At 46.4% G+C, this 17,759-nt stretch carries 11 protein-coding genes; 2 read left to right on the top strand and 9 right to left on the bottom strand.

Translation table 11 applies throughout. The features are described 5' to 3' along the window. Position 1: 1 nt before the first annotated feature. Positions 2–751 (bottom strand): outer membrane lipoprotein-sorting protein, encoded by a 750-nt coding sequence (locus H6570_16600; GenBank protein MCB9320905.1) that lies wholly within the window; start codon positions 749–751, stop codon positions 2–4. A gap of 112 nt (positions 752–863) precedes the next feature. On the opposite strand from H6570_16600, the gene H6570_16595 reads away from it, so the two are divergent. Next, positions 864–1,532, top strand: coding sequence for a hypothetical protein (locus H6570_16595; GenBank protein MCB9320904.1), 669 nt, complete (start codon positions 864–866; stop codon positions 1,530–1,532). Between the two features lie 420 nt (positions 1,533–1,952). On the opposite strand, the gene H6570_16590 is transcribed toward H6570_16595, so the two are convergent. Beyond that, the gene (locus H6570_16590) at positions 1,953–4,709 is read right to left on the bottom strand and encodes a 2-oxoglutarate dehydrogenase E1 component (protein MCB9320903.1); all 2,757 of its coding nucleotides are present in this window, start codon (positions 4,707–4,709) and stop codon (positions 1,953–1,955) included. A 513-nt stretch (positions 4,710–5,222) separates the two neighbouring features. Between H6570_16590 and H6570_16585 the strand changes: the two genes are divergently transcribed. Next, positions 5,223–6,353, top strand: a complete 1,131-nt coding sequence (locus H6570_16585) for a matrixin family metalloprotease (protein MCB9320902.1) — start codon at positions 5,223–5,225, stop codon at positions 6,351–6,353. A 310-nt stretch (positions 6,354–6,663) separates the two neighbouring features. Here H6570_16585 and H6570_16580 read toward each other — a convergent pair whose 3' ends face one another. The 7 genes from H6570_16580 to H6570_16550 all read right to left on the bottom strand — a co-directional run bounded on the left by H6570_16580 (position 6,664) and on the right by H6570_16550 (position 17,525). Then, positions 6,664–8,340, bottom strand: a complete 1,677-nt coding sequence (locus H6570_16580; protein MCB9320901.1) for an aryl-sulfate sulfotransferase — start codon at positions 8,338–8,340, stop codon at positions 6,664–6,666. A 97-nt stretch (positions 8,341–8,437) separates the two neighbouring features. Beyond that, positions 8,438–9,385: a hypothetical protein gene (locus tag H6570_16575; GenBank protein MCB9320900.1), complete on the bottom strand. Its 948-nt coding sequence runs from the start codon at positions 9,383–9,385 to the stop codon at positions 8,438–8,440. Positions 9,386–9,408: 23 nt separating this feature from the next. Further along, on the bottom strand, positions 9,409–11,130 hold the full coding sequence (locus H6570_16570; protein MCB9320899.1) for a SusD/RagB family nutrient-binding outer membrane lipoprotein: 1,722 nt from the start codon (positions 11,128–11,130) through the stop codon (positions 9,409–9,411). Between the two features lie 30 nt (positions 11,131–11,160). After that, positions 11,161–14,391, bottom strand: a complete 3,231-nt coding sequence (locus H6570_16565; GenBank protein MCB9320898.1) for a SusC/RagA family TonB-linked outer membrane protein — start codon at positions 14,389–14,391, stop codon at positions 11,161–11,163. A 445-nt stretch (positions 14,392–14,836) separates the two neighbouring features. Next, entirely contained in the window at positions 14,837–15,553 is a 717-nt protein-coding gene (locus tag H6570_16560) for a pyridoxine 5'-phosphate synthase (GenBank protein MCB9320897.1), read from the bottom strand. Between the two features lie 309 nt (positions 15,554–15,862). After that, positions 15,863–16,669: a phosphatidate cytidylyltransferase gene (locus H6570_16555; GenBank protein MCB9320896.1), complete on the bottom strand. Its 807-nt coding sequence runs from the start codon at positions 16,667–16,669 to the stop codon at positions 15,863–15,865. Then, positions 16,647–17,525 carry a CPBP family intramembrane metalloprotease gene (locus tag H6570_16550; protein MCB9320895.1) on the bottom strand — a complete coding sequence of 293 codons (879 nt, stop codon included), beginning with the start codon at positions 17,523–17,525 and terminating at the stop codon, positions 16,647–16,649. The genes H6570_16555 and H6570_16550 overlap by 23 nt, the downstream gene beginning before the upstream one ends. Between the last annotated feature and the right edge of the window lie 234 nt (positions 17,526–17,759).

Genomic DNA, 17,759 nt, shown 5'->3' with positions numbered 1-17,759 from the left:
ATCAGGGTTTTATCCGCTTTGCTTGCTGTACCGAGAAAAAGTCTTCATTGATGGGTACATCAAAGTCGACGTTAACATAGGTGACGACCGTTTTATTGCCCGGTTCGTCTGCCGGTATCACCTCCAACACGGAAGGCAACAGGACATTATCCATCAGTTTAATGGACTTGCCATACATGGTATGGATCAGGTAGCCATCTTCATCGTAGAACTCCGACTTGAGTTCCAGGTAATCCTTTTTGTCGATCCAGAGGATGACTTTGCCCCATACTACTGCTGCAGATTCTTTAGGTATGAGTTCAATCTTGTAGCAATCCCTTCCGTCGATGGTTTCATCACCGGTTATCTTTTGGCTGAAGTCATTGACGATGGAGGATTGTTTGACCATGTCGTCGTTCTTAAAGTCCGAGCCCATCCAGGACTGCATCATCATGCTGGGGGGCAGTTTGATCATCCGTTCGATGGAGGGTTGCCAGTTCCAGATCTCCTTATCCCGTTTCAGGAAAACCACACCCCGGTCGCGGGTAGGCTGTAGAATGTACATCAGCGCATACTTTTCGCCTAATGACCAGGACTTCAGTTCAACATCCCGTGTCCAGGTGGGACGTACGATGGTCATCTTCATGGTTATGATGCTGCTCTTGCCCCGGAGTTTCTCATCGGCTTTCTGCACAATTTCTCTGGCGTCCTGAGCCCACAATACACCTCCACCCAGGACAAGCAACCATGCGATAAGGTGTTTTCGGTTCATTTGATTTGCTCTCTTTTAATTGTTGTAACTTTAGACCAAGTTAGTATAAGCACTACAAAGGTGCAAATATTTTAGACTAATCTAAATTATTTTTTAGGCTAATTGAATTTTAATGCAGTTGCGTGTCTTTTTAACCTGCGCTTTTGTTGTCCTGGCTATACCATTAGCTTTTACGCAGCTCAACATTGAGACCGGATTTGACTGGCTGGCGGTCAATGATCCGGGCCTGGATCAGGCTATCTCAACCCACAATGAACAACAGAACTACAACCGGGACTTTGCCAACCTGGATCATCTCTTCGGATTCAGACTGGGGACCCGGTATTATCTTAAAAGTCCGGTCTATACCGGCATCGCCTGGACCATCCACCTCCAGTCCAATAAAGCGACCAATCCCGCCGGACAGGGAAACCTGACACGGAGGATCTACCTGCAGTCCCACACCTGGCAGGCGATGCTGGGTGCGAGTGGACGCCGGGCGGGTATCGGCACCGCAGTAAGCTACGATCTGGTATCCACAAGGCACAAATGGGAAAATGAATCGCGGTCTGTTCAACTCGACCGGCAGGGCGGATTTCACCAGGAAGCGTGGCTCGAGTGGCTGCTACCAGGTACTTCCAATGTGCAGCTCTCCCTGCAGCCCTACGCCAGGTACCAGTTCGGCAGCCGCTCCACATCCGAGCTACAGCAATGGCTGAACGACCAGGTGAGCGATGCATCCGGACTACAGGCCTGGAGTTATGGCATTCGCATTGTCCTGGTGAATGGGCCCAAACCCTGACAGAGGGAAATCAAGGATGGTTTTTTATCCCCAGAGTTTTGCTGGGTTTTGCACAGAGTTACACATACAACTGCGGAGATTACCCAGAGGGCCACGGAGTTTTTTATTTCTTACGATCGGATGTCCGTATTCATATATTCGGTCTGAACAGCGCTTCTATGTTTTTCAGGATGCAGAGGCGAGCTGCACTTTTGCATGACGGATTGCATCGCTCGTGTTTCGGCTCTAATGACATTTTTGTTTGAGAAGCAGGGTTGCCTGGAATCTTGTGATGGAAACCCTGCTTCCTGAACCTCAGAAACGATGATGGAGTCTCATTCCTTATGCTGTTCTGACGGTGATAAGGGATTCCTCACGACGATTTGCTCTGCAAATCTGTTCGGAATGACCGTTTTGCTAGAGATAGGGTGACGTATTGCATCACTTGGCGAACGACAGCTCCATGATCCGCAACTGCTGATCATCATGCACTTTCTTGAATCCTGTAGCCGGTGAGGCGCTGGTCTTTCTGGAGACAACCTTGAAGCCGCGATCCGGATAAAAGGACAGGATGTACTGCCAGGCACCCATATTGACCGGTTCTTCCTGCACCCAGTATTTTTCTGCGTGTCCGTATTTAGCCATCAAAAGCTCGAACTGCTCCTTAGGAAGCGGATACAATTGTTCCAGGCGAACGATCGCGACATCCGGGTGGACATGTTCATCCTGGTATTGCAGCAGATCGTAATAGATCTTGCCGGTGCAGAAAAGGACACGACGGATCTTTTTGGCTTCCTTCTCCGTGTTGACCCTGGCGTCGTCGTAAAATTCCTGAAACTTGCTTTTCCCGGTCACCTCCCTGACATCTGCAACACACATCGGATGCCTGAGCAGCGACTTTGGTGACATGACGATCAAAGGTTTGCGGAAGGGCCGGTAGATCTGGCGACGCAGGAGGTGGAAGAAGTTGGCCGGGTTGGTCACATTCGCCACCGTAATATTGAATTCAGCGCCCATTTGCAGGAAGCGCTCCAGTCGTGCACTGGAGTGTTCCGGGCCCTGACCTTCATAACCGTGCGGCAGTAGCATGACCAGACCGCTCATCCGTTGCCACTTGCTTTCGCTGGCGGTGACAAACTGGTCGATCATGGTCTGCGCCCCGTTGGCAAAGTCACCAAACTGGGCTTCCCAGATGACCAGACTGTCCGGTGAAGCCATGGAATACCCGAATTCAAAGCCCAAAACGGCAAATTCCGACAGCAATGAATTGTAAATCATAAACTGGCCCTTCTGATCGGGATCCAGATGGTTGAGACGGTTATAGGGCTGGTAGGTTTTGGCATCATAAAAGATGGAATGGCGGTGCGAGAAGGTTCCCCGTTTGACATCCTGACCGCTCATGCGGACCGAATGCCCTTCCAGCAGCAAGCTGCCATAAGCCAGCATTTCCGCCATGGACCAATCCAGTTTCTTTTGTTTGATGTATTCACGCTGGCTCTTCAGCAGGCGTTCCACTTTTGTGAGTGGGGTGAATCCATCCGGGGTAGCTATGGATCGCTCCAGGATATGCATGGCCTGCTTCTGTGTAATGCCGGTTTCCGGTGAATACTGAAACTCCTTTGCTTTATTGGCTTTCATCAACTTACGCCAGGCCAATTCCGGCTCCTGGTAGGTGTAAGGCAATGGTTTTTGCTTGATCATATCCAGCCGCTCCTGCAGGAAATTCCAGTAGGCATCTTCCATCTGCTCAGCCAGTTTTTTCTCTACGGTACCCTGCGTAATCAGTTTCTGAGCGTAAATCTCGCGCGGATTGGCATGCTGGGAAATGATGTCATACATCTGCGGCTGTGTGAATTTGGGGTCATCACTTTCATTATGACCGTGGCGACGGTAGCAAACCATGTCGATGAAGACATCGTTGTTGAATCGCTGACGGTATTCGGTAGCCAGCTCTACGGCCCAGATGACAGCATCCGGATTGTCTCCATTCACGTGAAAGACCGGTGCTTGTACGATACCGGCCGCTGCCGTGCAGTAAGTCGAAGACCGAGCATCATCAAAATCCGTGGTAAATCCGATCTGGTTGTTGATGACAAAATGAATGGTACCCCCGGTATAATAACCTGCCAGCTGGCTCATTTGCACAGTCTCAAAGACCACGCCCTGGCCGGCAGCAGCCGCATCTCCATGGATCAGTATCGGCAGGATCTTGTCGTAATCGGATCCGTAAAGGATATCGGCCTTGGCACGTGAAAATCCCTCAACCACCGGATTAACGGCCTCCAGGTGGGAAGGATTCGGCGCCAGTTTCAGATATACATCGTGATCATCTGTGGTGCGCACCTGTGAGGAATAGCCCATGTGGTATTTCACATCACCATCCCCAAAGCTGAGATCCGGTACAGCCGTTCCTTCAAACTCATTGAAGATCTGCTCATAGGTCTTGCCCATGATGTTGGCCAGGACGTTCAGACGGCCCCGGTGAGCCATGCCGATAACGACTTCCTGTACTCCGAATTCTGCTCCTTTATTGATAATAGCGTCCAGTGCCGGAATGGTGGTCTCCCCGCCCTCCAGCGAAAAGCGCTTTTGGCCAATGTATTTGGTATGCAGGAATTTCTCAAATATGACTGCACCGTTCAATTTTTCCAGGATCCGGCGTTTTTTCTCCAGGGGAATCCCAAAGGAGTCGGAAAGGTCCCGGTGCTCGATGTGTTCACGTAGCCACATCCGTTTCTCTTTATTTTCGATGTGGTTGGTCTCAAAGCCAATGTCTCCGCAATAGATGGCTTCCAGATGAGCGATGATCTGACGCAATGTGGAGTTTGGTGCCATTCCCAGTTCCACTGCTCCCGCCATAAAAGGCTGGTCCAGGTCAGCTGCCGATAACTGGTAGTCTTCCAGCGCCAGATGCGGATGGCGATCCTTGCGCTTACGGATCGGGTTGGTGGTGGAAAGCAGATGGCCCCGGTTCCGGTACCCGATGATCATGGAAACCACAGACAGGTCACGCTCTACATTGGTGACACCACCCGGTGCTGAAGCCGGTTTCCCATGGCCATTCATCCCGCCAAACTCAAACCCTTCAAAGAAGGTTCTCCATCCCGGCTCTACGGAAGCGGGATCGGCGAGGTATTTGGCATACATGCTATCGATGAACTCGGGGTGGGCATTAAAGACATAAGAATAATCGTGCATAGATCTTGACTCTGGTGTTCAGCAAGTCAGGTAATTGTATAGCAGACCTGAACCTGCAAGGATTTTTTTTGCTTATTGGAGTGCAAATATCGTACAATTCATGGTAATGCGCCAGCGTATTGTTGATACGTAGGGCAGGATTATTGTCCGGCCAGAACCGATGATTTCTTAACAGATTGAATACCGTTAGTTCTTGAGGGTGATCGGCCAGTCCCCATTGGGATAGTAGATCTCGCCGGTGCCGTAATCCCCATACGTATTGGACCAATAAATCCAAACATCATAAAATAGGCTAATAATCAAATCACAAAATGATTAATCTTAACACCAATCATGCAATAATTATTAACAATCCAAGTTTTGAACTTAATAATCAAGCACTAGTTTCTCTAAAATTCAAACTAACTCCTGGATTTATTGAATTTAAATTGACTATGTCCGTTTCCAATATATAATCAAGGTGGGCACCGTCTTATGGCTAATAAGACATTAAATCAATTAAATTCATAATCTATGAAAGCGAATTATTTATTAATTTCACTTGCTACTACTATGTTACTTGCTGTATCTAGCTGTACCAAAGATAAATTGATTGAAAGTAACGTTAAGACCGCAGAAGACGAGCAAAATAGAAATTATGAAGATTTCTTATGCTCATTAGGAATCAACTACGATTCCTTGAAAGTAATAGATGATCACATTTATGCAGCTGACTTTATAGTTTCCAACCCTACCCTGGAAACAAGGACGTCCGTTGATTACAGTAATTATGTAATAAGCAGAGCAAATTCAGGGAGTATTCCTTATTATATACATCCGGATATAGACAATCTTCCCGGAGGGGATTGGAAAACCGCAGTTAGAGATGCTTTTGCTGCATACACAAGTCTTTCAAATTGCTCTTTAAGCTTCTATGAAGTTTCTAGCCCAACTTCAAACGGCATTAACGTGATTGAAAGGCTTTCAAATTATCCTAATTGCCTTGGCGGCAATTCTTGGTTTGGACAAGCTTATTTTCCCATTGGTAATAAGATAGGAAATATTCTTGGCCTTAACAATGTAACATTATCCAATAATAGTACTTGCTGGAATTATTCGGAAAAGGTAACTGTAGTGAAGCATGAAATTGGCCATACATTAGGACTTGGGCATACAGGATCAACTGGTACAGCAGGTGGCTCATGCAGTCCTGCAATATTAAGTACATTCATTGGAACTTCTTCAACCGACAATAATGAATTAATGCAAGGGTCTTGGGATAATTGCGGACTTACAAGATCATTATCACAAAATGAATCGTATGCTCTTCAATTTCTATATCCAGATTTCTTACCAAATTATCCCATAGGAAGAATTTACGAAGAAGTTAATCCAATTGGAAGCAACTATAATTGGATTATCGATATACAGATTAGCAGCAATAGTAAACCTTGTTTTATCGACTTTATTTTTGAGGGGGTTACCAATCCATCTTTTAGTGTTACACGAACTGGATATTATTTCAGGCCTGGCAACAGTAATATATATAGAACCAGCATTAAAAATGTTCCAGCAGGCACCTATAAAGTTTCAGCCAGGTATTATAACTATAAACGTGACTATCACACAACATCTTCTAATTCATTAACTCGGGCAATACCATAGCCATAAATAATAAAAATGAAGGATGCTGAAATATATAAGATTTAGGCATCCTTCTTTTATTAATTTATTCTAGTTAAGTATAAATTAAATTTAACATTTTAACCCAATTTATTCATTAGAATATTGCACCTTAAAGTGCCCGCCTGGACAGTCGCACAGGCAATAAAATAACGCATTTTGTGAGAACAACATAATTCACCCCTATGGTGATTGAAGGAATTGAAGTGAAGTGGCTTATGCTGTAGCCAGCCAGACGACGTCATCCAGGTGGGGTAATTTCAGGCAGGAATAAAGAGCCATAATATCATAACTAGTGCATAACGCTTATTTTTAGAAATTGTTGGCCATTTATTGCCAACAAATAAATACCACTTTCCAGATCATCGACCTGCAGCTTCGAAGCAGGATTATGCCATCGCCGAATGACCTGACCTTGTAGATTATACAATGTAACATCTTCTGGTAGACGATCTTCCATATGCAAATTAATAACTTCCGAAGCTGGATTTGGCCAAACTCGGAATTTGACGGGGCTATATGAAGAAGTGCTTGAGCTGGTTTGCGAAGCACAAAATTCCTCATCGGGGTTAAATTCCAAATAGCCCGAAGGAAATAAGTCTCTACTATTAAACGCCGGATAATCCAAAGGATATCGTATCATATTAAAGGTTTCGTTATCACTCACAAACAACACTTCCCCTTGAGAAACTACTTTTCCATTGCGCATTGGAATTCGGTATTCCCATACCAGTTCATCCTTTTGGTTTACCTCATAAGCATAGCCCCAACGATTGGTAAAGATTAATACATTGCCGTTGGTCAATAATTGTGCACTTGACCCCACACCGGAAAAGGATAGAATGCTATTTTCTGGATGGGCAACGATCCGCTCCGGTTGTCCAGGTCCAAAGAATTCATCTACAACAGGATATGTCCACGTCACCGTATCAAAATTTGTCCTTAAGATTAATGCAGTTGATTTATTCATTTCCGTGAAGTTATCAAAGATGGCAACTTGACCAAAAAGATCCTGGCCAGGCTGTGCTTCTGGTTCTGTCCAATGTGCATAATGTTGGTAATGCAGAAAATGCAAACGTTCCTCCGCTTTTTGGTACGCTGCAGGATTGCCCCACCGATAGATTATTTCACCGCCGTGACCACTTCTCCCTCCAGTATCACTTTTCGCTTCTTCGGTGGTCGTGCTATGATCCAGGATCCAGATCTCATTAAAGTTGCGAACACTGATCATGATCTGGTCCAATACGGGGTTGTAATCAATAAAATTGGTATGCATCCAATCCGGGATGCCGGACTGGGTGTCAAAATTGAGATCAATCTTTCCCGGGTGGTCAGCAATAACTCCAAAATTTGGCAATAGGGAATCCCGTTCCTGAATCATATGATCCAAACAACGCCACTCCCACACGATGGAATCTTGTCCTGGATCCCATTCGAGAATTTTATCGGGCCACAGCTCGCCATTGGGTAATGTATTTGGATCCCGTCCCAGGGCAATCGCTTGCTCAGCCGTTATTCTTTCCCATGCAATCATCAAGACATTCCCGTTTGGCATCGGAGCTACATCGTGATGCAACCGAAAATGGGAATCATTTAAATAAAAGGAATGCAACTTCTTGTTATCCCAGGATAGGATATCTACATAACCGCCGAATCCTCCGGCTACAATCGAATCTTTGGAAAAATCCAAATCCCTCGAACACCGGACCAAATTTCCATTGGGCAACAAGTAGGCAGTAGCACCTGGGCGAGTACCGCTAAAATCGATCCATTTATGAACCACCTCGCCACAAAGATCAAGCAAATAGACAGTTGATTGGGAATACGGATAGATCAGATTGTACCCTTCCGAAACTTGATTGGGTTTAATACTTAATAGGCCAACAGTGTTTTGGGCAAAACTGCGACTTGAATAAACCATCAGGAATAAAACAAGCAATAGGGAAGGTAATTTTCTTTGGTCAAGCATGACGTGTATTTAATAAAAGAAAAAGCCATATTCAAATATACAATCTGAATATGGCTTTAATTTTCGAATAAGAAGATCTACTTCTTACATCAATCGATTATTTCAAAGTAAATGGCCAGTCACCACTAGGATTGGTAATAACAACTGTTCCAGACTCTGGTGCTCCTACACTAGGATCCACATAGGTATTAGCCCAAGAAATGGTCCATTTATCACCATCTATGGAGCTTGAAACAGTCCAGGTCTCATTGAAAGCGTCAGTAAATCCTGTAAAGGACACAACTGCACATACTTCTTTAAAGGCAAGACCTCCCCATGCGCTGTTAACAAAACCATCGTAACAGGCAGGATAGGCACCAAATGACCAGTCACTGAAGGAGTATACACCGCCCCCTTTGGCTACGATGTCAACATTTCCGGTTGCCGTTGAGCCACACCAAGAGGCCGTTGTTTCAAATGGAAAACTTCCTGCCAAATCGGAAGGACATCCCAACGATAGATTGTAGTTAAACTGACCTCTAAATGCACCACCGATCAACGCGGAAGTTGAATTGTTCTGTCCATGAACTGATCCATCATTAAGTACCAGAGTGCCGACCACTCTAAATACGTCACCTGGGCCCAAATCTGACATACTTAAGCCTAATGCAGACATGAGATCAGCCGCTGTAATCTTGATATTGGCAATTCCAACGTTCCCTTCGGCTGAAGTACTGAAATCCGATTGGGAGTATGATTTCAATCGAGCCGCAGATTTCGTGATCGTCCCATTATCAGGATATCCATCGGTGTACGTAACATCGAGATTGTATTCTGAAACCAGTGCACCTTTTTCCAGGTCCACAAAGTCACAGGAATACGTGTAATTTGACCCGGCAAGGTCAAAGAGGTTGAACAACTTGTCGCCACTCTCTTCAAGCAAGCGGACATAAGCTCCTTTTATCGCCGAATCAAAAGTTACTACCGGAGCCAGATCGGGATCGGCACAGGAAGAGGCCAAAACCAATATGGACCCGAAAATGATTGCTATTTTATTTTTATTCATAATGCTTAGCAGTTTTGAATTCATTAATAGACAAAGTCTGCCGGGTTGTTATCCCAGAAAACTTGTACGGTTAATGCCTTTTGAGTGGCGTTGGAGTTCAGGTTCACGTTGTTAGCCGGATAGAGGAAGGAGCGGATAAAAGCACCCGGATTGGATTCCAGTGCCGGAGCCATGTTATTCGGCTTACCGGTACGGCGATACATGTTGTAGGCTTCCAAACCATTACCCCACAGGGCAATGAAGTACTCCTTCATCACAACGTCCAGTTTATCCGAAGCAGCATCGTAACGTGCCAATACGAAATCTACGTACTTCTGAATGTCTTCAGCATCCGGAACATACAATTCTTCGATAGTAGCCGAGTTATTCTGCCGATCCACTACGGTTCTGGACATGGTTGTCGGTACCAGGCTCTTGAAACCAATAACCTTTTCAATGGATTTTTTAACTCCACTTTCCAACAAAGCACGTGCATCTTCACCGGTATTGGCAGTTAAGGCTGCCTCTGCCCGCATGAAGTCCACGTAGGATGCCAACAGTATTGGTGCAATTCCTTTACCTAATCCACCGGTAGTACCTAGTTTTTTGATTACAGCAAAACTGTTATCGTCAAACTGTCCTCCTGCAGGATACAAACCGTATCCCGTACGGAAGTTTCCATCGGGAGGCACCCCTTCGGAATTCAGGTGATCACGTCCCCAATAACCATCCTCACCAGCAATACAGTAGGGCATATCCGGATCGATCGCGGAATAATAAGCCGGTCTGCTGGCATTGTTCGGTAGTTCACTAAAGTGGCAGGACCAGTCGTTCGGGTTATCACTAAGTTTATCTGTCTGACGATAGAAATAGAAGCGAATGCGTGGATCTATCACAGCGACGGTTCCATCTTCATTCCGCTTTTCAGCCCGCAACAACCACATGTAGTAGTTGGATTGGAAATCCGGGTCACCGTTCTCGTAGTCGGTATTGTACAACCAGTGACGAGAGTTCGGGTTATCCCGATTCGATCCAAAATTAATCTGCATGTCTTCACTGGTCTGATCGATGAGATCACCACCATTCACAATGGCAGCAATTTTACTACCTGCCGATCCATCCACCAAGCGGGTGGTCAATGCTAATCTGAGTTTCATTGAATTAGCTGCCGTAACCCATTTGGTTCCAGTTCCACCAAAAATGAGGTCACCGGATGGTTTGGTCGTATTTGTTGCACCATTAATATCTGAAATGGCCTCATCCAAAAGTCCTTGCGCTATGGCGTAGATGGAAGATCCACTGTCATTACCTGGAGCAATAATATCGGTACCTTGTCCGTATTCAGAATAGGGTACATCTCCAAACATGTCCACCATAGCCATCAGAACATATGCTTTCATCACTTTAATACTCCCGATATAGATACCTAATCCATTATTAGAAGCTTTTTCGATGGTTAAATCCATATCTGGCAGCAAAGAAGCGTAAGCACGATACCAAACGGTATTGAAACTTTCCGGTGAATAAGCTGACAAATAGTTGTATGCATTGGCATTACACAGCATCCTTGATAAAGTGGATGTTGGATACCACATGTCATTCAAGAAATTCTTGAAATTGAGTTGAACATTGTTGTATAGGTTGTCGGTATTCGCATCATCCAAGGTCGCTTTATTGGGATTATCCAATAAATCCAGATCAAACATCTGGCAAGCCGACATGGAGAAAACGAGTGCAACCAGAAAAATTTTATGTATTAGTTTCATGTTTCTAGCTTTTTCTGTTAGACCATTAGGTTAGAACGTTGCATTCAACGAAATACCATATTTCTTCACTGTCGGAGCAGTCCGGAAGTCAAATCCGCGTCCGTTTCCAACACCTAATGAGGAGACTTCCGGGTCAAAGTTGATACCTACCGGGAAGTTCGGTGCATTGTACCACAAGTTCTCACCGGTCAAGGTAAGACCGATCCGTCCAAATGGAGTTTTTGCCAGCAACGACTGTGGTAATACGTATGACAACGAAACTTCACGTAAACGGATGGTGGTCCCGTCAAATACACCACCTTCGTTGGCTCCAAAATAAGCATCGAAGAAGGAGTCACCGATGTAGGTTTGGATGTCATTTGGTGATCCGTCGCTTTTCACGCCTGGCATGATCAACGGAATGTAACGGTCAACGTCCGTATCGGAGGTATTACCCCGTGCAAGCAATGCTTGTACCGTAGATGAATAAATGTCACCTTTGTCGATGTACTGCCATTGGAAGCCGAAGCTCAAACCTTTCCAGGAAACGTTGTTGATCCAGTTAGCTTGGAAAGCCGGATTAGGATCGCCGATGATTCCATTATCAGCACTAGACTGATACGTACCGACGTTGTTTACCACCAGGTTACCGGAAGCATCCTTCACAAACGGAGAACCATATAAGACACCATACGGTTGTCCCACGATGGCATAGTTACCCAGTGTAGAATATCCAGCAATTTGGATGCGTTCAACACCAGGATACAGTTCGGTAACTTCACTTACATTCTTGGTATAGTTCAGGGTCATATCCCAGGTCACTTTCCCCCGAACCGGTGTGATGTTCAAACCCAATTCAACCCCTTTATTGGTCAGTCCGGCAGCGTTAACTGTGGTCCGGGTATAACCGGTGGCTGGATCCAAACTTAAGTCGATGATCAAGTCATTGGAATTCTTGTTGTACAGTGATAGGTCAACTCCGATCCGGTCACGCAATAAACGTGCTTCGATACCGCCTTCCAATTCTTTATGCAACTCAGGTTTCAGGTTTTTATTTCCCAACCGGTCATCCACCGAGTTGGTATTTAATGTAGCACCACCACCGGTGATGAAGGCACTAGCCTGAGATGCCAAGGTATTCCGGGTCTGGTAAGGATCTGGATATCCGGCTGATGTTCCATAACCTACCCGCAACTTCAGGTAGTTGAGGATGGCATTGTTCTGCAAACTTGGAATAGCATCGCTCACTACGAACGACAAAGAGGCCGAAGGATAGAACAAGGAGTTGTTCTCCGGCTCCAGTGTGGATGTCCAGTCGTTACGCCCTTGCAGGTTCAAATACAAAAAGTTTTTGAAGCCCAACGTAGCCGTTGCATAAACACCAATGGTATTTTCAAAATCCCGGTAATCACCACTACCATTACCAAAAACGTCAGAAGTATGTGACGTGAAATTCGAGTGGTTGAACAAATTGAAAATGAACTGATTGGTACTCAACAAGGACTCCCGCGCATACGTATTGCGACGCAAGTTGGTCCCAGCAATGACATCCAAAGAAAGGTCTTCGCTCAAGCTGTGCGTGAACGTTAAATTCAGTACATGATCGAAGATGGAATTTTGAAAATTATCTGTCTGGTATAGACCGGAAGCAGTAGATACGCCACCCCGGTTGGTCTGACGCTCATTTTGCTGCGTATACGTATCTAAACCGAAACGATACATCAGATTAAAGGAAGGAGACAATTCATAATTCAACTCCGTGGTGGAGAAGAATCGCTGAATCTTTTCAAAGTCAGCGGAGTTGTTCAATACCCAACGTGGATTTTGGATCTGACCACCCCGACGGTAATAAACGTTACGTCCATCGAGAGGAGACTGATAAGGTAAATTCATCAGGTCGATCGAACGTGGGGTAAATAACAATGCGGCAAACAAACCGTTACCATCACCACCAAATGCCGGACCGGTAATCGGGGTACGACGATCGGTAGAAGCAAAGTTGAAGGTACCTTTGACGGTCAACCCATTTGTCAATTTGGTTTGTGCTCCCAAGCCGAAGTTGTGCTTGTTGATGAAGTTACTTGCACCACCATCGCGCTGAGCATCCAGACGGGGTGTGAAGCCCTCATCAGACAGATAGCTGTAGGTAGCGCTGAAAGACGTTCCATTACCTACGTTCTTGGCAATCGACAACGAAGTATTCGATGTTACACCTGGCTGGAAGAAGTCCTCGATGCCCGTGTAAGGCCGATATTCATAAGAAGGATAATTGGTATATTCTGGAAAATCCTTAGCAAACTGACTCTGATCGTAGGGATGGGTAATGTACACATAACCATCCGGGCTGACTCCTTTGTAATCCGGACCGTAAGATCCCGGATTGGTATCCGAGAAGGCTGCACCCCAGTTGGAGAAAAACCATCCGAAGTTTCCACTAAATCCATTTCCGAAGGAGTTTTGGTAGTCCGGCAGGTTTGCCACTTCCGAGCGGGAAATGGTTTGATTGACCGTAACTTCCATCTTCTTGTTGGCGTTGGCGCCGGCATTACCATTTTTGGTGGTCACCAGGATCACCCCGTTACGGCCGGCTTCACCGTACAAAACGGTAGCTGACAAACCTTTCAAGATGGAAATCTCCTCTACATCATTTGGATCCAGATCAAGAAAACGGCTGGAAGCAGTAGCACTACCTGAGGTAAAGCTACGGTTCGAGTTGTTACCGGTGTTGAAAGGTACACCGTCCACAACAAACAACGGTTGGTTGTCACCGGTGATGGAGGAATATCCACGGATCAGGATGTTGGTACCTGAACCGGACAGACCGGAGGTCTGTACGATATCCACACCGGTTGCCTTACCGCGCAAAATCCGGGCAACGTCGGCCTCAGGGCGGGATGCAACTTCTTTGTTGCTCAAGGTGGAAACCCCATAACCCAAGGCTTTCTTTTCTTTCTTAATACCCAGACCGGTTACGACGACTTCCTGAAGTTCCAAACCTTCGCTCAACGTAACGTCTACAACGTCCGAAGCGCCGATTTCAACCTCCTGGGTCTCGAAACCAGTGTAACTCACTACCAGCGTGGTATTACCTGACGGAACGTTAATGGTATAACTACCATCTACTTCCGTAACAGTTCCCACTGTAGTTCCTTTTACCAGGACACTCGCTCCGATCAGAGGCTCCCCCCCTACATCGGACACTGTACCGGTAATCGTTCTTTGTGCTAGCGCATACCCCAGGAAGAATAGGGAGCATGCTAAAACTAGTGAGAGTTTTTTCATACGTCCAGTTTTTGTTAAAAAGATTATTGCAATGAGCACGAAAGTAAGAAATTATTTATCCCACTCAAAAAACTTATTAACTTTTAATTAACATGGACATCACAATAAATTCATAAATCAATAGCAAAAAAAACGCTCATTATTGAGACATCCATAACAAAAGCCCTTATTCGTTAAGAACCTCTTAATCAAATAACGTCCGAAGAATGTGTTTTGTTAATGTTTGGTTACCATCGGGTATTTGGTGGAGATCACAATTTGAAAAATTAATCCATGCGGGTTGGCAGTTCGCTGTTCGCCTTTGGCTTTTCGCTTTTCGCGGTCAGGAATTGGATATTAGCGGCTTGCTTTTTGCTTTTTACGGTCCACAATCAGCTCTTCCTTCCGGGTAGAACAACCTGCTCAGCGTGCAGCAAAAAGCGTACGGTGCATAGCATACAGCACCTTACATATCCAAACAATGCAGATACATCTGGATGGTATTCTCCAGACCATAATATAAGGCGTCGGAGATCAGGGCATGGCCGATGGATACTTCCGCCACCTGCGGGACTTGCGTCACATAATAGCGCAGGTTGTCCAGGTTAAGGTCATGGCCGGCGTTGATCTCCAGGCCCAGTTCGGCTGCAAGCCGGGCGCAATGGATATGATCGTGTACCGCCTGAGCCGGATTTGCAGCGTATTGCCGGGCAAAGTGTCCGGTATAAAATTCAACGCGGTCCGCACCGGCGTGCCGTGCCCCTTCCACCAACTCCGGCACCGGGTCCACAAAGATAGAGGAGCGGATTCCCGATTCCCTTAAGCCGGAGCAGATATCCCGGAGGAACTCAACATGTTTGATGGTATCCCACCCGGTAGAGCTGGTCAACGCATCCGGCGCATCCGGAACCAGGGTGCACTGATGCGGCCGGTATTGCAACACGACCTCCATAAACCTGGGAATCGGATTGCCTTCAACATTCAACTCGGTTGTGACCACTTCTTTCAGGTCTGCGACATCCTGATAGCGGGCATGCCGCTGATCAGGTCGCGGATGGATGGTGATGCCCTGGGCGCCAAAGGCTTCACAGTCCCGTGCTACCTGTACCAGGTCCGGCAGGTTTTCTCCCCGGGAGTTCCGGATGAGCGCCACTTTATTGAGGTTTACACTGAGATGGGTCATGAGGTGTTTTTGTGTTTGTTTGTTTTGGTGTTTTGGTGTTTTGGTGTTATGGTTTTATGGTGTTTTGGTGTTATGGTTTTATGGTGTTGGGGTGTTAGGTTGTTAGGTTGTTTATTTGTTAGGTGTTTATTTGTTAGGGTGGTTTTATGGTGTGGTGGTTTTATGGTTTTATGGTGTTGGGATGTTAGGTTGTTTATTTGTTAGGTGTTTATTTGTTTAGGTGTGGTGGTTTGATGGTGTTTTGGTGTTGGGGTATCTGACTACTGACTACTATCTACTGACTACTGACTACCATTTACTGACTACTGACTACTGACTACTAAAAAACCCCACTATAATATAATAAGGCGTCATGGCCACCAAAAAAGAATCCAGGCGGTCCAGCAATCCGCCGTGCCCCGGCATGATGGTTCCCGAATCTTTGATGCCATAATGCCGCTTGATCATGGACTCAAACAGATCCCCTACTGTGCCAAATAAGGCCACCACCAATCCAAGGATCACGCCTTGCCAGGGTGTCAACGGCATACCCATCCATCCGGCCAGGCTACCGATCAGTGCCGCAAGGACAGCCCCGCCCAGGGTACCCTCCCAGGTCTTTTTGGGAGAGATCTGAGCGGCAAATGGTGTTTTACCCCACCAGGAGCCAATAAAATAGGCTCCTACATCGTCCGCCCATAATAATACAAAGAGCAATAACACCGATACCGGACCAAGTTGTCCGCGCAGTGAATCGGCCAGCAGGACCGGCATGATTATATATAAAGGCGTCAGTGCATGAAATAATGCCGGCATCCAGGCTTGTAGACGGTACCGGAATAAGGTGGCCAGCGTCAGGATCCAAAAACAGGCAGACCAGGTGATCATTCCTTCCGGCAACCATTCAATCATCATACCCAGGGTTATGGCTCCCCACGCGACGATGGCTATCATCCGCCCCGGACGATCCGGAACATCCCGCCAGAATAATCCGCTAAGCTCATAGAGGAGAACAACCGCAAAAAACAAAAGTAACCCGCGCCACGCCCAGGCGTGCAGCATCAGGCAACCAATCAACAAAATGCCATAAACGATGGCACTGACGATGCGGGGTCTAAGCGATGCTGGGCGGCTCATCCTGTTGTCGGGTCTTGAGGTATAAGAAATAACCAATGCCAAAGGTGGCGATCACGGAGAGCATTAAGGCCCACCAGGTGACCGGCTCGGCAGAGGAAGGATCCATGGTGTCCATATCATCACCGAAAAAATACATTCCAAAAACCGGCGTCGCATTGTTGACAAAATGCATTAGGATCGGAACCCATAAATTCCGGGTCCACAAAAAAGCATAACCGAGGATCGCACCCAGCACTACCCGCGGCAAGAAGCCTTCAAACTGGAAGTGCAAAAAGCTGAAAAGGATCGCCGTGATCCAAACGGCACCGGCACTCCGTCCCACCCAGGTATAGGATTCCTGCTGCAGGACCCCCCGGAAGGTCATCTCTTCCGCTAGTCCCGGCAACAGCCCAATGATCACCACATTTAAAAGGAAGGTCCCCGGGTTGTTCATCGTGAGGATCTGTCTGAGCACTTCTTCCGTGGAATTTTCCATCTGCCCCGCCCAATCCGGGAGTGGGATCAGATTATTGATCTCGTATGACTTCTGAACGATGGGGTAAGCAATAAACAATAAGGCAATGCCCAATACCACCTGCCACCAAACCGGCGCTTTCGTCAGGCCCAAATAATCTGCCCAGCCACGGCTCCGGTAAATCAGGGCAAAAACAATGGGAGGCAGCAAGAACAGGAAAATGTGATTGATCAATGCCATCACCCGCAACAAGCCTGCATCACTGCCGGTCATTCCACCGAGTAAGTCATTTACGGAAAGCCCCCATGCCAGGGCTGCCAGCGCCGTAGCCAGGGTTCCCAGGATCAGGCAACCCAGAAATATGGCGCAGAAGATGAGAATACGGATAAAACTGTTCTCCATGATTTCGCAATTCGGGAATCTCTCCTATCCTTTATCGTTCAGGATTTCAAAGTTCCGCAGATCAACGGCAAGATACCGAATTGAAGTGAAGCATACTGCATCCATCATGCATTGGCCCGGTAGTTACGCACACAGATCGCGAAAATCCAGTCAGGCTGTCGCATCCTAAGTTATTTCAACCAGAAAACAATTGAGGCGAAATTGAAAATCCTACCTTTGAACATTAAATAGACA

Source organism: Lewinellaceae bacterium (assembly GCA_020636135.1).
In the GTDB taxonomy this organism is placed as follows: Bacteria; Bacteroidota; Bacteroidia; order Chitinophagales; family Saprospiraceae; genus JAGQXC01.
This window is presented reverse-complemented; position numbering and strand designations above follow the sequence as displayed.

Bases quoted from the DNA above. Each gene is read 5' to 3' on its own strand.
- H6570_16600 (MCB9320905.1), bottom strand. From the start codon at position 751: ATGAACCGAAAACACCTTATCGCATGGTTGCTTGTCCTGGGTGGAGGT.
- H6570_16595 (MCB9320904.1), top strand. From the start codon at position 864: ATGCAGTTGCGTGTCTTTTTAACCTGCGCTTTTGTTGTCCTGGCTATA.
- H6570_16590 (MCB9320903.1), bottom strand. From the start codon at position 4,709: ATGCACGATTATTCTTATGTCTTTAATGCCCACCCCGAGTTCATCGAT.
- H6570_16585 (MCB9320902.1), top strand. From the start codon at position 5,223: ATGAAAGCGAATTATTTATTAATTTCACTTGCTACTACTATGTTACTT.
- H6570_16580 (MCB9320901.1), bottom strand. From the start codon at position 8,340: ATGCTTGACCAAAGAAAATTACCTTCCCTATTGCTTGTTTTATTCCTG.
- H6570_16575 (MCB9320900.1), bottom strand. From the start codon at position 9,385: ATGAATAAAAATAAAATAGCAATCATTTTCGGGTCCATATTGGTTTTG.
- H6570_16570 (MCB9320899.1), bottom strand. From the start codon at position 11,130: ATGAAACTAATACATAAAATTTTTCTGGTTGCACTCGTTTTCTCCATG.
- H6570_16565 (MCB9320898.1), bottom strand. From the start codon at position 14,391: ATGAAAAAACTCTCACTAGTTTTAGCATGCTCCCTATTCTTCCTGGGG.
- H6570_16560 (MCB9320897.1), bottom strand. From the start codon at position 15,553: ATGACCCATCTCAGTGTAAACCTCAATAAAGTGGCGCTCATCCGGAAC.
- H6570_16555 (MCB9320896.1), bottom strand. From the start codon at position 16,669: ATGAGCCGCCCAGCATCGCTTAGACCCCGCATCGTCAGTGCCATCGTT.
- H6570_16550 (MCB9320895.1), bottom strand. From the start codon at position 17,525: ATGGAGAACAGTTTTATCCGTATTCTCATCTTCTGCGCCATATTTCTG.